Below are 17,491 nucleotides of genomic sequence, written 5' to 3'. Positions count from 1 at the left end.
CATTTTTATCATGGGCGCGCGACATTCAGTCTCAGCCTTCTCTCAATGAGGGGGGAATCCATCAAGCGGTCCAAGATTGTGTCACGCCCCCTAACATTAAAATAGAAAAAGGGATCCCCCATGTTTTCCTCCTCACGCAGTGGCTTATCCGCCTTATTTCAAGAGGCCAAGCAAGCCCAAAACCACCTTCACCATGAACTGCCGTATCGAGATTACGATCCCATTGAGCGGGTGTTCGACAATCCCCACTCTCGCGGTTTTGGCTTTAAAATCAGTGTCCTTGGGGGCGCTAACGACGATTTAATTCAGTCGTTAAGCCACCTCATGGGGGATTTGCCAGCAGGGGATAAATGGGACTATCAAGTGCAGCTGTTTGGTCACAACCGAGTGGCGCACTATCTCGAAGGAAACCAAGCTCTACTCAGTCAGCGAGGCGGTATCTGCCAGAAGCTGGCTAACGATGACGCCATTTACGCCCACTACGCCGCGCAGCACGGTTTTTTACACCGACAAAAAAACAATCGCTTTGATTTGCGCGATTACGACGCGTTCTTTTTTGTCTCCACCACGGAAAAAGACCCACAAGAGCTGCTTGATGCGCGAATGACTCTAGAGACAGGACTGGCGCAGCTTGGTTTTGATTTACTGCCCGTCACGCCTGAGATGTTGCTGACCGATGTGAGTGATATCTTAAACTTTGATAAACGACAAGACCGGCCAAAGGAAAAAGGCTACAACCCGTTAGAGCCTTTGAACCTGCAAGCCCTCTCTCCCGATACCGAAGCGTTAACGCATCGTGGCCATATCGCCACCCGTCATACCAATGACCAAGGGGAGGAGGTGCGCACACGGCTGGTCAATTTGGGACTTTCTCGTCTGCCTGGGGATTATCGCTTGTACGCCTTACCTGAGGCCTTTTCTTCTCTTCGCAACGTTTCTCGTAATATCACTTGCCCTCACCGCGTCACGTTGAGCTTTCGTAATGAGCCAACCGGTAAGCAAAATGCGGATAACGATAATAAGATAAAAGACTTAACCAAGACGGTGAACAGCCAAATGGCGCTGCTGGCTCCAACAGCGGAAGATGAGCTCAAAGAGCGAAAAGCCCTACAAAAAGGTCTGTTGTCTAAAGAGTTTACCATTGCGTCTATGGTACTCACGGTCTCCCTGTTTACCGATAAGACCCACCAGAAAAAAGACACCCAAGCGGCGAAGGAGTCATTCAGCCATGCTGGCCTTGATATCATTCCCCTGAAAATGAATCAGCCACAAGCGCTGCTTTCAACGTTGCCTTTTATGATGAGCGAAGGGTTGTGGGGCGATTGTAAAAAAGCCGGCCGAGTTCGCACGTTAAAAAGCTCTAATCTGGTGAACCTCTTCCCTCTCATCATGGATTTTTGTCAGTTAAAAGGCGGCGTATTGCTGCCCACGATGCGCCAGCAAATTTCTTTCTTTAACCCTTTCACCTGTGGCAGTGATAACCAAAATATCGCTCTGACCGGAGGCTCAGGCGCAGGGAAAAGCTTTCTGGTTCAAGAGATTGCCGAAACGGTTTACGCCATGGGCGGTAAAGTGTGGATCCTCGATAAAGGGGCCAGCTATAAAAAATTGACGCTCAGCCTTGGGGGGACGTACATGACGCACGCCAACATCTTCTTAAATCCCTTCACGCATTTAGGCGCCATGCAAAGTGCTGAGTTTGAGTTTGTGGATGATGACGGTAGACCGGTCGACCCCATGATGGAAGCGCTCGATAATATCACGGCGTTGTTTGCCACCATCGCGTCACCCTACGTCCCACTGACGGCGTTTCAACAAAGCGTCTTAGGCGATGCGATAGTGACGGCATGGGAGCGTAAAGGTAATCAAGCCTTGGTGGATGATGTCAGAGACGCCTTGATTGAGATTGCTGGAGAAGAAAGCGACCGACGCATCAAAGACATTGCGGTGCAACTGAAAAAGTTCTGCACCGACGGCATGTACAAAGATGTGTTCAACAAGCCCTCCATGCTCGACCCCAGTGTGGAAATCACCACGCTGGAGCTGGATGGGTTTCCGCCTGCTGTGCTCAGACCCGTGATTTTTGCGTTGATGGTTTCGATTAACCAGCAGATGTACCTGGCTGGCTCTCGCTCTACCCCAAAGCTGTGCATCATTGAAGAAGCCTGGAGCCTCCTCTCTGGGGCAAACGAGCAAGCGAGGGAGTTCATCAACACCGGTTATCGCACCGCCCGTAAGTTCGGCGGCGCTTTTTGTACAGTGACTCAAGGGATTGAAGACTTCTTTAGCAACGAGGAAGCCAAAGCCTGCTACAACAACTCCGATATCCACATCATTCTTCGTCAAGGGGAAGGGTTTGATGAGTATCTGACCCAAAACCCGGATGCCTTCTCACCGTTTGAGCAGCGCCTCATTAAAAGTTTCGCTCCGTCTGCCGAAGCGGGATACAGCAGTGCGCGCATCAAAGCGGGTGGCCATGTCACCTATCACCGCTTTTTCGCCTCTCCGGTGAAACGCGCCATGTTCTCAACCGAGCCTAAGGAGTTTGAGTATTGTGAAAATCTTTATAAACAAGGCCACTCACTGGAGCGCGCCATTGAGCAAACCTCCAGGCACTTTTATGGCAAAGACATTGACGCCTTTAATCAAGCCATTGGGGCGAGCGCTTAAATCCCCCCTTTTTCTTTTGGTCGCTGGACTGGCAACGACAAATGCCGCTGGAAAGAACTTGGGCCAAGTGGCCCCTATCTTCCCCATCGGTGAGATTGACATGCTGGAGTGGATTGACCAAAGACTGAAAGGGTTTGAGGCCAGTGGTCAATTAGCGGACATGCAAAACGAGTTCACGGAGCGCGCCAAGCAAAGCATTGAAAACCCACCGCCCGTTGCAGGCTTAACCACCACGATCAACCCCCGCACCTTTTACGTTGACCCAAGCATCACCCTCCCTAAAGACATTATCGCCCCCACTACAGGAGCCGTGATTGCCAAAGCGGGCACCAGAGTGAACCCCTTTGATACCCGCACTTGGCCAAAGGTCGACGGTCAAAACGTTCTACCACAATTTGAGTTAAGTAAGGTGCTGGTCTTTTTTGATGCCAGAGACGCGCAGCAACGAAGGTTCGCTAGCGAGTATCAAAACGCCAAGCCAATCAAGTGGGTACTGACAGGAGGCAGCCCGAATAAAATGGCGACCTTATTGGACGCAAGAATGTATTTTGCGCAGCAAGGCCACTTAACCCAATCGCTTAACATTACTCACGTCCCAGCGATTGCCTACCAAGAAGGCACGCGCTGGCGCATCGATGAGGTGAACGTATCGGGTTTGCACCCCTTGGCGATAGAGCAATAACAATGACATCGCATTGGAAGTGCGCACCTCCCTTGATCATGCTTCCAGTATGACGCTTTTTTCTCTTAACCAAGCTCGCTTTTGGCGGCGATAATGGGGCGAAGCCTCTTGTCGAGACAAAAGGAGTACCACGCTCGGCGTGGAAAAAGGACACCCCATGACACAACGACACTTTCGTTTACTGTTGTGCTGCCTATTGGTTTTTATTGCCCCATCAACCCTAGCAGCCAGTGCGGCGTGTAAAAGCCGTTTTATTAACCCCATGACCGATATTTGTTGGGATTGCTTGTTTCCGATGACGATAGGCTCAGCCACCGTCATGCCCTCTAAGTACCCCGATACGCCCAATCCCACACTGCCTATCTCTTATTGCCCTAAACCGCCGCCTATCTTTGTGCAAATAGGCATCAACATTGGCTATTGGGAGCCTTATGCCTTAACCGATATCACGCGCGTCCCTTACTGTATGGTGAACATGGGTGTGCAAATGTCCGGCGCTAACACTCAGCGTATCGGTGGGCGCGTGACCGCCCGTGACAGTGACAGCAGTGACGGAGGCTTTTATCACGCCCATTGGTATAAGTACCCCGTCATTTATTGGCTGCAACTGATGCAATCCACCGCCTGCATGGCCACGGACGTTTTTGATGTGGCCTACATGACGGAAATTGACCCACTTTGGGACGACGATGAGTTATCCCTCATTCTCAATCCCGAAGCGTTACTGTTTGGTAACCTGGTGGCGCAGCTTGCTTGCGTGCCCGAAGCCCTGTTGACCTCCACTAATACTGCCTTACCTATTGATGCGTTATTTTGGTGTTTAGGCTCACAGGGCAGTGCCTATCCGCTCACCGGCACCACCAACTATCGAGACACGCCCATCCAGGCGGCGACACTCTTGATGGAAAAGCTGAACTACAAACTGCACCGGCAAGGGATCATCTGGGAGACGCGCGGCGAAGATGGCGCGATTTGTTATCAATATCCCGATCCTATTTTGCCAAAATCTCGTTATCGGTATCAAATGTCGGGACCTATTCCCGATGCCGCCTGGTGTCACCCGTACACCACGACAACCACACTCTGGGAAGCCGGCCATGACAACCCGGTGACAGGGGATAACTTTGGTTTTGTACAATGGCGAAAGCGCAACTGTGTCTTTTTATAAGGTGACGCGATGATGCCCATTCTTCCCCACAAAAATGAAACGGACCTATTTATTGCCAGTCACCCTGACTCCCTTACCGATTTTTTAAAAACAGAGCTCGCCAACAACAAGCACATTTACTGCTGTTTCCCGCTCTCGCAGTTTTGCTTCTCGTTTTGTCGCGATCTCAAGGCTCGTCAGGTGCTGTCAATCAGCTTCCAAAACGCTCACACCCTCTACCCACCCTTTCAGCGGCCATAAAGAAGAGGTTACTATGACCATTCCATCTTTTGAGAGCGCCTTTGGACGCTCTCTTGTTTTTCTGTGTTTTTTTATTGCGTTACCCACCCAGGCTTACACTGAGCAAGAGCTCAAAGCTTTTGCCAAGCTTGAGCAAAAAATGACTCAACAACCGGAGGCGGCGAAGACGTGGCCTACGGACGACATACAAAATAAAGCCCAGGCTTATCGAGAAGAAGCGCTGACTCTCAGCCGCAAGGTTCAAGATTTGATACAAGAAGAGAGTCTTTCCCCTTTATTGGGGCGACAAAAACCCACGCGCCACCCTGACCAAGCCCCAAAAGGGGTGATGGTGTTTGTGTCACTCACCATGCCCAAGACCGCGCTCAAGCAGCTTCTGATGCAAAGTGCCCACTTAGGCGTGCCACTGGTGATACGCGGTGTCTTACCTGAAGGTTTTCCGGCCACGGTCAAGCGAATCGAGGCCTTGATACGCTCACCCAATAAGGCGCCCATTCAAAGCGGCTTTTCCATCAGCCCCGATTGGTTTAAGCAATTTGATATTCAGCACGTACCGGCCTTTGTTTCGGTCAAACAAAACCGCTGCTTACCTAAGCAGCCTTGCAAAGCCAGTGACTACGACATCCTTTACGGCAACATTTCACTTTACCAAGCTCTGGATTACCTCGCGGCCGGGGATGCGCAGCAAAACATTCACCCACTGTTGCGCACGCTCTATGCCCAATAACCCTCTCTCACCCCAATTTTTGATGAGGTGCTCTATATGCGCATTGACCTCTGGGCTGCGCTCACGCTCAGTTTTTTATCTACTCTCGCTCTTGCCAGCGAACAACACACCTTTACCGAGAGCGCCAATTGGGCGAAGCAAACGGCAAGCCAAGCTCTCACGCCTCATGCGCTTCCGCTCAATGTCGATGACTATTGCAAAGACGCCACGTGTCGACAAGAGATCCGCAGTCCAAAAGAGTCAAGACTGTCAGACGGTGATATCAATGCACAAAAAGGGACAGAGTTTGTGACCAATGGATTGGCTCAAGACATCAACGCGAACTTCAATAAAGGTCGACCCGATGTTAAAGACGACCCGGCGATGCGCTTTGCCTTACTTGGCCAAGAGAATGCTTTTGAAATCACTCATGGTATCTCAAATGCCTATGTGGATTGTGAGAGCGGCTCCCAATGCGTCATCGATAACATCACAAAACAATGTCACCGACCGACTCACAACCCGGTCCCGTGTGACAAAGTCCCTGTCGCCTCCGTGGTCACCAGCAAGGTGATCTACCGTTGTCCATCCGGCTGGACAAAACAAGGGATTGATTGCCAACGCCCCTTCCCACAATGCCGATACAATAATAAACATTATGTGAGGCAAACGAGAGGTGATGGCATTTTCTCATCGTCAGGAACCACGTATTTATGGGGCGGGAAGCAAGTCTCTCCCAACCAAGGCTACACGCTTGGCGAGTTAAAACAGACCGATCACGTTAATTGGCAAGCGAGCGAACACTGGGATAAACGCTACGAGATTTGTCGACCCACCACACAAACGAAAAAAGCCACCTTGAGCTGTTCAAACGGATTATCCTTATCCGGAGGGAACTGCATCAAAAACACCATGACCTGGCGAACACAATGCCGCCTGATGAACTCGTGCAAGGTCACTCGCCAGCAATGTATTGAAGGTCGAGCCACCCGCACCATTAATGGCATTCCCACCACGCTCAATTGTTGGAAATATCGGATAGACCATCATTGTGACCGCCCTAATACCTGCGCAACCCTCCCGAAAGACTGTACGACTCAAACTCAACATTGCAGCCTTAAGCAAAATGGGGTGTGCATCGAGCAAGAGGTCACAAAGCGTTGTGCTGAGAAGACATGCCGAGCCACTGATCTGCAATGTGGGGAGCACTCCTTCTGTCTTGACGGGGAGTGTTACGAGGAGGCGCCCAAATTGAATAACAATTTTGATAAGTCCGTTGCGGCACTGGCAGGGCTTGCCGAAGCCGTGAAAGACATCGGCGACCCACCCAAAATATTCACGGGAAAGCCGATGAAGTGCAGTAAGAAACTCGCGGGCTTCAACGATTGTTGTAAAGACTCAGGATGGGGGCAAGGATTGGGAGCGAAATGCAGCGAAGCGGAAGAAGCGCTGGGGGAAGCCAAAGAGAAAGGCTTAACCCTGTACGTGGGGCAATACTGCGCCAAGAAAGTGCTGGGTGTCTGCACCCGTAAAAAGCGCAGTTACTGCGTTTACGACAACAAGCTGGCCAAAATCATCCAAGAGCAAGGGTCTCTTCAGCAACTGGGTAAACGGTTAGGCAGTGCTAAAAATCCCACCTGCGCCGCTATTACGCCCGAAGAACTGGGTCAAATCAATTTTGAATACATTGATTTTAAAGAGTTCTACCCGGAAATGCGTGCCAACACCAACCTCCCCAACTTTGATGAAATCAAGAAACGACTTCAAAGTGCCACGGGCGGATAACCGCCTCCACGGAATCAAGGTCTATGATGATGAAAAAACCTCTGCTTTGCGTCATTACCCTAGCGCTGCTTACTCCCCTCCATCCAGCTCTTGCTCAAGAAACCCCTCCTGGGTGGCGCTGGTACAACGAGCCAAAGGCAATGCCCGTAACGCCCAAACCTAAGCCGCTACCAAGCAACACTCAAACCACCGTATCAAGCCCTAAAACGTTATCGGCGACCGAACAGATGGCCTGGTTTCACTCTGTGCATATTGAAGCGCAAAACGACGCGGCCATTCATCCCAAAGATAAAGACAAGCTCGCGAAGTTTTTAGCGTTAAATCATTTTATCACGGACCAAACCGACCAATTAGGCATGACCTTTAAAGCGCTGCTGCTCGAAAGACCTGAGTTTTCTTACACCAAAGACCATCCGACAGAGCAAGCGGCAAGACAAGTGTATTTAACACTGGAGGATAAGAAGAAAACCGACGCGGTTGAAAAGATGAAACAAGACGGATGGGGCTTTTTCTTTGTTTATGAAGGAAAAGATACGCTAAGCCAGCAACTCGCCCCGTCCATTCAAGCGTTTGCTGACCAATACCATTTTGAGCTCCTTGGGATCAGTAATGATGAAACCTTCATCACTCACCTCAAAGAAAACCGCCACAACCAAGGAAAAGTCACGGTGCCTTTTACGCCCGCCTTGATTTTGGTGCATCCAAGCACTGGAGAGATGAAGCCACTGGCGTACGGCTGGATAAGCCAAAATGATTTAATTGGGCGCTTTTACAACGTCGCCACCCACTTTGAGCAATCGGATTTTTAAAGCCACTCAATCCATGTAAAACCACCCAAACGTAAGGAGGCGCTATGCCATTTCTTCGTACCCTTGTGCTTGCTTTTTTGATTCATGCCGCCAGCGCACACGCTGCCATGCAAAACCAATATGCCCTAGTGTTCTTTTTTGAAAGCACCTGCCCGTACTGCCATAAGACCGCCCCTAAAATCACTCGTCTTGGCGAGCGATTTCAATTGCCGGTTTACGCCTTCTCTGTTGATGGGCCGGGCCTTCCAGGGTTTGAGGTCCCTATCCCTGTCACACCAGAGATAGGCAAGACCTTTTTCCCAGGCCAGGGAAAAACGGTCATGCCTGCGACCTTCTTAATGAACGTGAACAGCCGTAAGTTCTCACGTCTGAGCATTGGAGACGTACCAGAAAGCACGCTTGCCCAAAGCATTCAGAACGCCCTTAACGATCCGCGAGTGCAGGAGGCTCTCCAATGAAGCGCTCACTTTTCCACCACTTGTCCACCGTTGCGGTGAATAAGCGAGTTATTCCTTTATTTCTCATCAGCTTATCAGGCGTAAGTCACGCCGACACCAACCACTCGCTGGCCCGCTTTTTTGATAACTCAGGGTACAACGCCAACGTCTCAACCCCGACGGCTTACCAAGGGCAATCGGCCAACTACTACACCGGTGGCAGTTTGTTTGTGCGTAATCAAATTGTCGATGCACAGTTGGTCAGCGTCACTGTCCCCTCCATCAGTACCGGGTGCACTGGCATTGATATGTTTATGGGGGGATTTTCACACATCAGCTCAGACCAACTGGTGAAACTGGGCAAAGCCATTATTCATAATGCCCCTCCTTTTATTGTCAACTTAGCCCTGCAAACCTGGGCACCGCAGCTCAAGCAAAATCTGGATAATCTCCAAGCCAGGCTCGACAAATATCTCAATCAATCGGTGAACTCTTGTGAAGCCGCGCAAGCGTCCATCGGTGGACTGGCCGCCTTTGCCGCTCCTGCTACCAAAAAGCATGTCTGCGCGACGCTTGGTACACAAAACAACGCCTTCTCAGATTGGGTTCAAGGGCAGCAGGAATGTGGCGCAGGAGGCAAAGCAGCGGGTCAGCTAAAGGACGCCAAAAAGGATCCAGCCCTGAAAGACATGACCCAAACCAATCACAACGTGGTCTGGTCTGCGATCATGAATAACGCTTTTTTGTCCTCCGACAAAAATCTAGCGCAATTCATGATGAGTTTGTCAGGCTCTTACGTGTACGACAAAGACGGCAATCCGCGTTATTACCCTAGCCTTTTGACCGACAACAACAACCTCGTCAACGTGCTGCTCGAAGGGGGCAAGGCTGACGTTTATCAGTGTCGCAAAACAGGCCCAGATGCGTGCATTACCATTACCAAGCGTAATAACTTATCCATAAGTCAAACTAACGGCATACAAAACCAGATACGCAAACAACTGGAATCGATACTGCAAAAGATAGCCACCGACCAAAGACTCACGCGTCAACAAGAGGGTTTTCTGGAGCTGATTCAAACGCCGGTACTCAAGTTCTTTATTGACGACTTATCCGCCAATCAAACCCCCGATACCAGCAACTACTCGCGAATGATAGCGGTGGAGCTGCTTAATCAGTACCTCGTGAGCATGTTAAATGTTGCCCGCCAATCCTTGGCCAACACCAACAACAGCCAGGATGACATCGCCCTCATCACTCGTGATATCGATAACGCCAAACGCTTTACCGCGGGGCTGGCTGAGAATGCCATTGAGGCGCTCAACAACCGCAATCAACTGATTGACTCGCAAAGAAAGACCACGCAGCAAAGCACAAAAGAAATCAGCACGACCACCAAACCTACCCCGGCTTATGGGAACTGACCTATGATACTCGAATATTACACTTACACTTCCGGCGAAGTGGTCAACAAAGCCTTTAATGCGCTGGCCACTTTTTTTAGAACCAATACCTTTGGGGATTACTTACAGATGTGCATGATGCTGGGGCTTATCACCAGTTTGTTTATCTTCATGCTGTCACGTAACCCCAAAGACCTCATCAAATGGATGGTGGTGTTCTTTGCCGTACCCCTGTTTCTTATCAACATGAAAGCCGACATGCTCATCATTGATAAGACGCAACCGGGTAAGGCTTACAAGGTGGATAATGTCCCTTACCTCGTGGCCGTGCCTACTTACTTTTTCTCTTCTATCATGGTGGGGATGGCCGAAGGTGTGGAAGGCATTTTCACCACCTCCGACGATGAGCGTTATGGTCGTACTGGGATGTTGTTTGGCTCGGAGCTGTATCAGCTCTCAAGACAATCCAGAATCAATGAGCTGGCACTACAAAAACTCTGGCGAGACTACTTTCATAACTGCATGATTGGGGATGTGAGAATCAATGGGAAATACACCTGGGATGAACTCTTTACCGCCCCTGATATTTTTGCCTTTTTAGACGGCGTTAGGCAAAGCCCGTTGCGCGCCCTTTATCTTGATGAGGGCGGCGGCCGAAGCACCTACAAGCGATGTGAAGAAGCTTACCCTATCATCAAGCAGCGCTTTGATGATGCCGCCAATAAAAACATGAGCTTGTTAGCGCATCAATTGCTTGGCAAAGACGCGGACCGTTATAAGCCGCAAGTGGTGCAGTCACTCACCCGCAGCTACGACAAATTTTTTAGAATGAGTACCAGCGCGTCCAGCACCATCAAACAAAACATGCTGATGAACGAGCTACGCTACAACCTTGATAGCCTTGACCCAACGCAAGCTGCGCTCAATTACGCTTATACCACCAATAAACTGCAAACCACCTCAATGTGGGCGTCATTAGGTTTGATGGCAAGAGAATACTTGCCGATGCTCCATACCATGATGTTTATGTTGTTCGCGTGCCTAGGCTTCTTTGTTGCAGGTGCCGCGGTCATTCCTGGCTTGACCATGATGGTGTTAAAAAACTATTTTGGGACGTTTGCCTTTTTGGCCACGTGGCCAGCCTTGTTTGCCATCATCAACGGCTTTCAGCTTTGGGGACTGGAATCTCTGTCTACGGATGTCTCGGGGAAGTTCGGGGGGCTAGTGCTTTCCAACGCGAATGCCGCGGATGAGCTTCACAGCCGCTTCGCCTGGATCACGGGTATCTTGATGATAGGCGTCCCTATGATAGCCAAAGGCATTTTAAAAGGCGGTCAAGAAGTCATGTCGAGCATGAACTACCAGCTCTCGAGCATGATTAACTCGACCAATGCCAGAGCGAGCGCTGCAGCGTCCACGGGTAATCTGGATTTTGGCAGTATGCAGATTGACAACCACAGCATGAACAACACCCATGCCAATAAGTTTGATACCAATACCCTCGCCAACCAAGGTCACAGCTACACCCAAAACCCAGACGGCTCGGTGACCACACAACACGGAGATGGGCGCACCACCTACGACAGCTCACAAACCACCAGTCGCGGCAACATCAGCGCCAACACGCAAAGCATGCTGCAAGAGAGTGTGGCGAATGCCCGCAATCAAACGCAGCAAAACCTTGAACAAACCAGTACCCAACTGAGTCAAACCCTCCAAGGAGGCGCGGCGCTGAGCGACCGCTGGCATGATAGTGTGGGTAAAAACCTGGCTTACGGTGAAGGCAGCACCAGTGGCTTTAATACTCAAGTCAGCCAAGGTATGAATGACATGCAAACGGCGGTTGACAGCGTGATTCAACAAACGGGTTGGACGAAAGACCAATCACAAGCTTACCTGCAAAGTGTCTATGGCGGCTTCGAGGGCGGCGTAGGCACCGGTAAAGGGGCATCGCCATTCAATTTAGGCGCCAGTGGCGGCGTGAAATGGTCTGATGATGAACGTACGGCTTACAGCAAGATGAATACCGAGCAAAAGCAGCAGCTTGAGCAAGCCACGCAGCAATACACCGAAGGGGCCAATGCCGTGACCAGTGCCGGCACGCAGGTGGACAATAAAGACACCCGAACTTCGGTTGAGCAGTTTGCGCATGACTTTGCGATTAACGCCAGCAACACCAAGTCTCTTGGTGTAAGTGCCATGCAAAGCCAATCGGACTTGAACGCCCTCTCGAATACTCAAACGCGCCTCGACTCTGGCAGTGCCAGCTTTACGGCCAACGCGATTCAAGGCTTCCAGAATTACTTGGAAAAAGACATAGGATTAAACCAACCAGACGTCCAACGCCTAATGACCGCTTACCAACCGGAAGATATTGCTGATGCTAAAAAGTCTTGGCAAGAATACACACGCACTGAAGAGTTCACCACCATGGCGGGACTCGATGGTGACACGGCGAAGATTGTGGCAACAATGGAGAAAGCGCATGAAACCACCACCCCAACCCAACAACCAGAACTGACACCCGAGCAAAACAACACGATGGAGAAAGGATGGGCTAGTACCGTCGATACCGTGGCACACACCCGCACCGAGATGCTGCATACCAAGGGAACGGGCGGACTCTTTAATCAAGCGCGCTTTGATGGGGTTACCGATGATGTAAAACTTCAACAAGAGGAAGCGCAGAAACCCATCATCAAACCTGAGCCGATGATTGAACTGACAGTCAAGTCGCAGGTAGAAAAGGAGATCACTAGACCCGAAAGGACGGAATACGTCACCTCCGACCAAGCCTATCCTGCGGTGCCAAGATACACACAAAACTCGAAAGAATAATACTTAACTAGGTGCATAAAAAAGAACTTTATGTACCGCCTAAATACTGGTATTATGATCAGGTATCTAGAGGGAGAATGACCATGAAAACAGTCTTACCATTACTGCTGCTTACCTGTGCGAGCGTGCAAGCTCAACCCCACTCTCCCGAGCTCACTCAACTGCTGAGCGAGATACACGAGCAGTACGAACTCGCAATGATAAATAAAAGACCATATTCCCAAAACCTGCCGGACATCACCAAACTGCCCTACTTCTTGCAGCACATTGACGAGACGGACACCGTGGAGTCCATACGCTTAAACGCCTACCTACAAGGTTTGCATACTGCGTATTTTGACAATGCCTATAATCAAAAACAGCTAGGCGGAGGAAGCTGGTTCTGTATGCGCGATACAATGGCACTCGATCCAAGGCGCCACCCTGAGTTCCTTGAAGATATGATCTGGATGGTACTTGAGAAAACCGCCAAAAACGATCCGCAGAAGTTCAGACGAGCAAACTATGCAGGGTCCTTCGGCGTTGATATTTCAATGATTATTAACTACGGCTTACAAACCGAATACCCTTGCTACAGCCCTATCCCTAAATCGTTACAATTTAACGGCTGGAAATATTAATCTCGGCATAGGATATCCATCGAGAGTGAATGTAATTTCAGGTATAAGGCCAGTACGAGAGAGTAGGAACGGGTTAAATGTCTTTATTCTAGACTAGGTATTCATTGGCCGCTGCTTGGGCACAAAAACGTTCCTTTAACCCCTTATATAGCCCAAGAAAGTATTACGTTCCTGTTTCCATGAGTAGCAAGCAATAAAGTATCCTCTTAAAATGGCAGCGATCGCATCGGTACGCTGCTATTCGTTCTAATGAATCATTAGAGTAGTAGCTCTAGCTCATTTCTGCCCGTGCGACCTGAAGTCGTATGAAGCGTTGTTCACCACGACAAGAGTGAACCATCTGTATCACCAGATGACCCTAAGATCCTGAATAAAGTAGCGGATCTGACAATGTAACGAAACTTGGCCGTTAGGCTGAGTGGGAACAAAATCGTGAGAGGATGTTCCTCCTGAAAACCACAATTCGGGTAAGTGCTAGGGAGTCAATATGATGAACGTATGTGAATCCATTAAAGGTGCGTCATATGATGAAGCAGCGGAAGTGGTTAATACGCTGTGGCCAAAACGGCAACGAGAGTCGGAAAGGAGTTGGGCATTGGCCTTTCGTGATCAAAGTACTCTCCGCACTAGAGTGGGCATCTAAGTTGACATTTTACGTAACATACGGAACAGGGTAAGCCTGTATCGCTCCCTATGGGAAAGCCCTTGTGGCCGATAGTGATGCGGGTAAAGGAGGTCGGAGAAAGCGAAGGCTGCATTGTAACGATGCAGATACAGACTCGTGTCTGGTCACGAAAGTGAGCCCACTTCCGACTGGTCTTTCGTTGCGAGAGAGTTTGAAGAACTTTATTTAAGGAGAAACGCAAATGATGATTTCTAAAGAGATTAGTGCCTCTCCTGACAGTGCTCAATGGCAGTCTATCGACTGGAAACCTATTGAGTCGCATGTATTAAAGCTTCAGATGCGTATCGCAAAGGCAACTAGAGAAGGTAAACACGGTAAAGCGAAAGCCTTGCAGTGGATACTAACCCATTCTCGCTCAGCCAAGCTTCTTGCAGTAAGGCGAGTATCTCAAAATAAAGGTAGTAAAACGTCTGGAATAGATGGTGTCATCTGGAACACAGATGCACGCCGCATAAAAGCAGTTAATCAATTGAGTCGAAAGGCGTACAAAGCCCAACCGCTCAAGCGTATCTACATCCCTAAAAAGAACGGCAAGCTCAGACCATTAGGCATTCCATGCATGATTGACAGAGCGCAACAAGCCCTCCATCTTCTTGCATTAGAGCCTATATCGGAAATGCTTGCTGACCCTAATAGTTATGGATTTAGGCCAAATCGCAGTACTGCCGATGCAGTTGGGCAGTGTTTCAAATGTTTGGCATTAAAGAAATCAGCTAAATGGGTACTTGAAGGGGATATTAAAGCTTGTTTCGACAAGATTGGCCATCAATGGCTTCTTGATAACATCGTTATTGATAAGAGAATGTTGGAACAATGGCTAAAATCTGGCTTTATGGACAAAGGTCTGTTTTATCGCACCGATGAGGGAACACCGCAAGGTGGGATAATATCACCAACCTTGATGCTAATGACTCTTGCTGGACTTGAGCAGCATATTAAGTCTACGGCCCTCAAAAAGGGTAGTAGAGCCAATTTCATTGGATACGCCGACGATTTCGTCGTCACCTGCGCTTCAAAGGAAGTGTTGGAGAACGATATCAAACCGTTGATCGCTGAATTTTTAGCGGAAAGAGGCTTAACATTATCCGAAGAGAAAACGCACATTACACACATCGATAACGGCTTTAACTTTCTAGGGTTCAATCACAGAAAGTACAAAGGGAAATTGCTCATTAAACCGAGTAAATCTAACACATTGCTGTTCTTGAGCAATCTGCGCGAACTCATCAAAAAGCATGCAACAACCTCTGTAAACGATCTTATCAAACTGATAAATCCGAAATTAAGGGGTTGGGCTAATTATTATCGCCATTGCGTGGCTAAACAGGTATTCGGATATGTAGGTCATAAGCTATTTCTTGCATTATGGTACTGGGTAGTGAGGCGTCATCCGACAAAATCCAAAACTTGGGTGGCCCTTAAATACTTCGTCAACCGAAAAGGCCAATGGCATTTTCATGGTTGGCAGAAGATCATGGATATGGATTGCCAGTTCAATCTCTTCCAAATAGCCAAAGTACCGATCGAGAGACATGTAAAAAATCCGAAGTGCAGCGACACCATATGACCCTCAACACCAAGAATACTTGGCTAAGAGAAAGTCAAAAAGGCAAGCTCGCAACTCTTGGAAGGAGCCTACTCTCGCTGCTTTATAAGTTGCTGGGTATCAAACGATGCCTTCGTGAAGGCTTGAGCCTAGTGCAGTGAAAGTTGCACGCTGGGTTCTTAGGGGGACGGCACTTGGTAACAAGTGTCGTCTACCCGACCTAAATTGGTTTCGCCAAAAAGTCTGCATTCACAGTCGAGTGGTTTTTGGCCTAATAGAACTAATCTGACACCCAAACTCAAAAAGAACGTAAACTGGGTATCAGAGTGCAGTTCTTAGTTCAAAGCAACTCGATGACTTTTGCTCTACAAACCGATCTTAAAGCGTCACAAACTTACAAGGCGTTATGGAAGCATACCGCCTTGATCAAGTGTCTAAAATCTTCGCTAAGAGCGTTTGAGGTGGTCTGAGGGCTGTTTCTGATAGCAAACTCGCACATTTACCAAATAGTAATAATAAACACCGATTTTTGTGAGGTTGTGTTGCAACAATTTTAAAGCCGTCCTCCGCAATCTAAAACTTGCGTCAATAAGAATTAGCAATTTCGCAGTAAAACCTCGCCCGATGAGGATGATCACAGGGATATTAAGTGTTCTTTACTATAAGGATAAGGAGCGCCATTTTATAAACTAAATAGCGGCCTTGCCCCTGGTTGAATGCTGTTTTTATATACAGTATATTTGGCTGGTTTTTATTCCCGATTTATACGTTTAACGGAGCAAAATATGAGTAACACAGGTGAAGATCTAATTTTAGCTATAGAGAATAATTCAAAACTGATGCAATTGAGTAATTGCCCATCTGTACCAGTTGAATTTAGTCGTGCTGTTTACGGTTCTGTTCAGAACGATTCTGGCAATGGTTCTGTTATTGAAAATAAAGGAAATATGCAGAGTCAAATAAATACGGCTCTTGCTTTTTCCGGAGCAAACTCAGAAACAGAAGTGTGGCATTTTTTAATGGGGTCAGCTGTTCACCATTTTGTAGTTGTTCCATGGTATAAACAATCAGCGCCTCAAGGTGTTGTATACACTATTTTTATGGCTTATGAAGATAAGTACAAAGTAGATAATTATGTAAATAAGAAAAGTCCAGCTCCTACAGGGACTAAAGGTTATAAAAAGGTTTGGACAACTAGCGATTTGAGTAATATGTTTTCTGAGTTACTAACAAGTAGCGATGCTTGGGAAAGTTACTTTGGAAATGTTGGAAAAAATCAAGCAACTAAAATTACTTATTGGAAGTACAAAACAACAACTTTATCTTCTGCTATCACTAATGTTAATAATTATTAACGTACCCCAAATTAGCGTTGAGGTATGATGGTTTTTTGATCAATTAGCGTTCATGCTAAACCCTGTTATTTATGGCAAGGTAAGCATAGCGTGAGCTTGAAAAGCTCATTATTTCGGTATCCGTGGAAGCCTCCTCCTTTCCATTACGTTGGCTCTTAATACGTTATGGCGCGTAGAGAGGGGGAGGTAGTTTCACAGTAGTATTTAACGTTGCTGAATACACATTTACCATAACGACACTTAGTGCGAACCCAGATTTAGATGCAAAAAAAACCTCCCAATCGGGAGGCTTTTTCTTAGAGAGTGTCATGAAAGCTAATCTTTACTGCATTATGAGTATAGATCAGGTTTTAGATGTGTGTGATTTTGCCTTAATTTAATTTAACGGCACTTAGTGCGCACCTAACCCAATACTTTTGCTAGCGCGATGCTACTCACCGCACTAGCACTTCACAAGTAAATTTGCCATACCTGTAGTTATTGATGGTTTTCTAATTTAGAAAAGGCACTGGCAAGGTTTCCCTATCTGGCAGGGTAGTTGTCACTG

The 17,491-nt window shown here is 48.3% G+C and carries 11 protein-coding genes and 1 pseudogene; all 12 read left to right on the top strand.

Going from position 1 to position 17,491, the window contains the following annotated elements; all coding sequences use genetic code 11:
* Nucleotides 1–120 precede the first annotated feature (120 nt).
* The 12 genes and pseudogenes from traC (at nt 121) to LMH68_RS22935 (ending at nt 16,944) form a co-directional block, all read left to right on the top strand.
* Nucleotides 121–2,670, top strand: a complete 2,550-nt coding sequence (gene traC, locus LMH68_RS22990) for a type IV secretion system protein TraC (protein WP_229648361.1) — start codon at nt 121–123, stop codon at nt 2,668–2,670.
* Nucleotides 2,621–3,352, top strand: a complete 732-nt coding sequence (traW, locus tag LMH68_RS22985; protein ID WP_102488789.1) for a type-F conjugative transfer system protein TraW — start codon at nt 2,621–2,623, stop codon at nt 3,350–3,352. The genes traC and traW overlap by 50 nt, the downstream gene beginning before the upstream one ends.
* 157 nt (nt 3,353–3,509) lie before the next feature.
* Nucleotides 3,510–4,520, top strand: a complete 1,011-nt coding sequence (gene traU, locus LMH68_RS22980) for a conjugal transfer pilus assembly protein TraU (RefSeq protein WP_207895005.1) — start codon at nt 3,510–3,512, stop codon at nt 4,518–4,520.
* 253 nt (nt 4,521–4,773) lie between these two features.
* Nucleotides 4,774–5,487 carry a type-F conjugative transfer system pilin assembly protein TrbC gene (gene trbC, locus LMH68_RS22975; protein ID WP_137001264.1) on the top strand — a complete coding sequence of 238 codons (714 nt, stop codon included), beginning with the start codon at nt 4,774–4,776 and terminating at the stop codon, nt 5,485–5,487.
* A 36-nt stretch (nt 5,488–5,523) separates the two neighbouring features.
* Nucleotides 5,524–7,251 (top strand): type-F conjugative transfer system mating-pair stabilization protein TraN, encoded by a 1,728-nt coding sequence (gene traN, locus LMH68_RS22970; RefSeq protein WP_229648362.1) that lies wholly within the window; start codon nt 5,524–5,526, stop codon nt 7,249–7,251.
* Between the two features lie 23 nt (nt 7,252–7,274).
* The gene (gene traF, locus LMH68_RS22965; protein ID WP_229648363.1) at nt 7,275–8,060 is read left to right on the top strand and encodes a type-F conjugative transfer system pilin assembly protein TraF; all 786 of its coding nucleotides are present in this window, start codon (nt 7,275–7,277) and stop codon (nt 8,058–8,060) included.
* Nucleotides 8,061–8,104: 44 nt separating this feature from the next.
* Nucleotides 8,105–8,518, top strand: coding sequence for a type-F conjugative transfer system pilin assembly thiol-disulfide isomerase TrbB (gene trbB, locus LMH68_RS22960; protein ID WP_016800100.1), 414 nt, complete (start codon nt 8,105–8,107; stop codon nt 8,516–8,518).
* Entirely contained in the window at nt 8,515–9,921 is a 1,407-nt protein-coding gene (locus tag LMH68_RS22955) for a conjugal transfer protein TraH (RefSeq protein ID WP_016800101.1), read from the top strand. Before trbB ends, LMH68_RS22955 begins: the two co-directional genes overlap by 4 nt.
* A 3-nt stretch (nt 9,922–9,924) precedes the next feature.
* Nucleotides 9,925–12,738, top strand: coding sequence for a conjugal transfer mating-pair stabilization protein TraG (gene traG, locus LMH68_RS22950; RefSeq protein ID WP_229648364.1), 2,814 nt, complete (start codon nt 9,925–9,927; stop codon nt 12,736–12,738).
* 83 nt (nt 12,739–12,821) lie between these two features.
* Complete coding sequence (locus tag LMH68_RS22945) at nt 12,822–13,358, top strand: hypothetical protein (protein WP_229648365.1); 537 nt, start codon at nt 12,822–12,824, stop codon at nt 13,356–13,358.
* Between the two features lie 866 nt (nt 13,359–14,224).
* Nucleotides 14,225–15,698, top strand: a pseudogene (gene ltrA / locus LMH68_RS22940) (group II intron reverse transcriptase/maturase).
* A gap of 676 nt (nt 15,699–16,374) precedes the next feature.
* Nucleotides 16,375–16,944, top strand: a complete 570-nt coding sequence (locus LMH68_RS22935) for a hypothetical protein (protein WP_016799065.1) — start codon at nt 16,375–16,377, stop codon at nt 16,942–16,944.
* Nucleotides 16,945–17,491: the final 547 nt, after the last annotated feature.

It is taken from the genome of Vibrio sp. F13, assembly GCF_020806305.2.
Lineage (GTDB): Bacteria > Pseudomonadota > Gammaproteobacteria > Enterobacterales > Vibrionaceae > Vibrio > Vibrio crassostreae_C.
The sequence above is the reverse complement of the archived record's forward strand: the minus strand, read 5'-3'. Positions and strand labels throughout refer to the sequence as shown.

Excerpts from the sequence above, each read along its gene's own strand:
- traC (WP_229648361.1), top strand. The coding sequence starts at position 121 with ATGTTTTCCTCCTCACGCAGTGGCTTATCCGCCTTATTTCAAGAGGCC.
- traW (WP_102488789.1), top strand. The coding sequence starts at position 2,621 with ATGGCAAAGACATTGACGCCTTTAATCAAGCCATTGGGGCGAGCGCTT.
- traU (WP_207895005.1), top strand. The coding sequence starts at position 3,510 with ATGACACAACGACACTTTCGTTTACTGTTGTGCTGCCTATTGGTTTTT.
- trbC (WP_137001264.1), top strand. The coding sequence starts at position 4,774 with ATGACCATTCCATCTTTTGAGAGCGCCTTTGGACGCTCTCTTGTTTTT.
- traN (WP_229648362.1), top strand. The coding sequence starts at position 5,524 with ATGCGCATTGACCTCTGGGCTGCGCTCACGCTCAGTTTTTTATCTACT.
- traF (WP_229648363.1), top strand. The coding sequence starts at position 7,275 with ATGATGATGAAAAAACCTCTGCTTTGCGTCATTACCCTAGCGCTGCTT.
- trbB (WP_016800100.1), top strand. The coding sequence starts at position 8,105 with ATGCCATTTCTTCGTACCCTTGTGCTTGCTTTTTTGATTCATGCCGCC.
- LMH68_RS22955 (WP_016800101.1), top strand. The coding sequence starts at position 8,515 with ATGAAGCGCTCACTTTTCCACCACTTGTCCACCGTTGCGGTGAATAAG.
- traG (WP_229648364.1), top strand. The coding sequence starts at position 9,925 with ATGATACTCGAATATTACACTTACACTTCCGGCGAAGTGGTCAACAAA.
- LMH68_RS22945 (WP_229648365.1), top strand. The coding sequence starts at position 12,822 with ATGAAAACAGTCTTACCATTACTGCTGCTTACCTGTGCGAGCGTGCAA.
- LMH68_RS22935 (WP_016799065.1), top strand. The coding sequence starts at position 16,375 with ATGAGTAACACAGGTGAAGATCTAATTTTAGCTATAGAGAATAATTCA.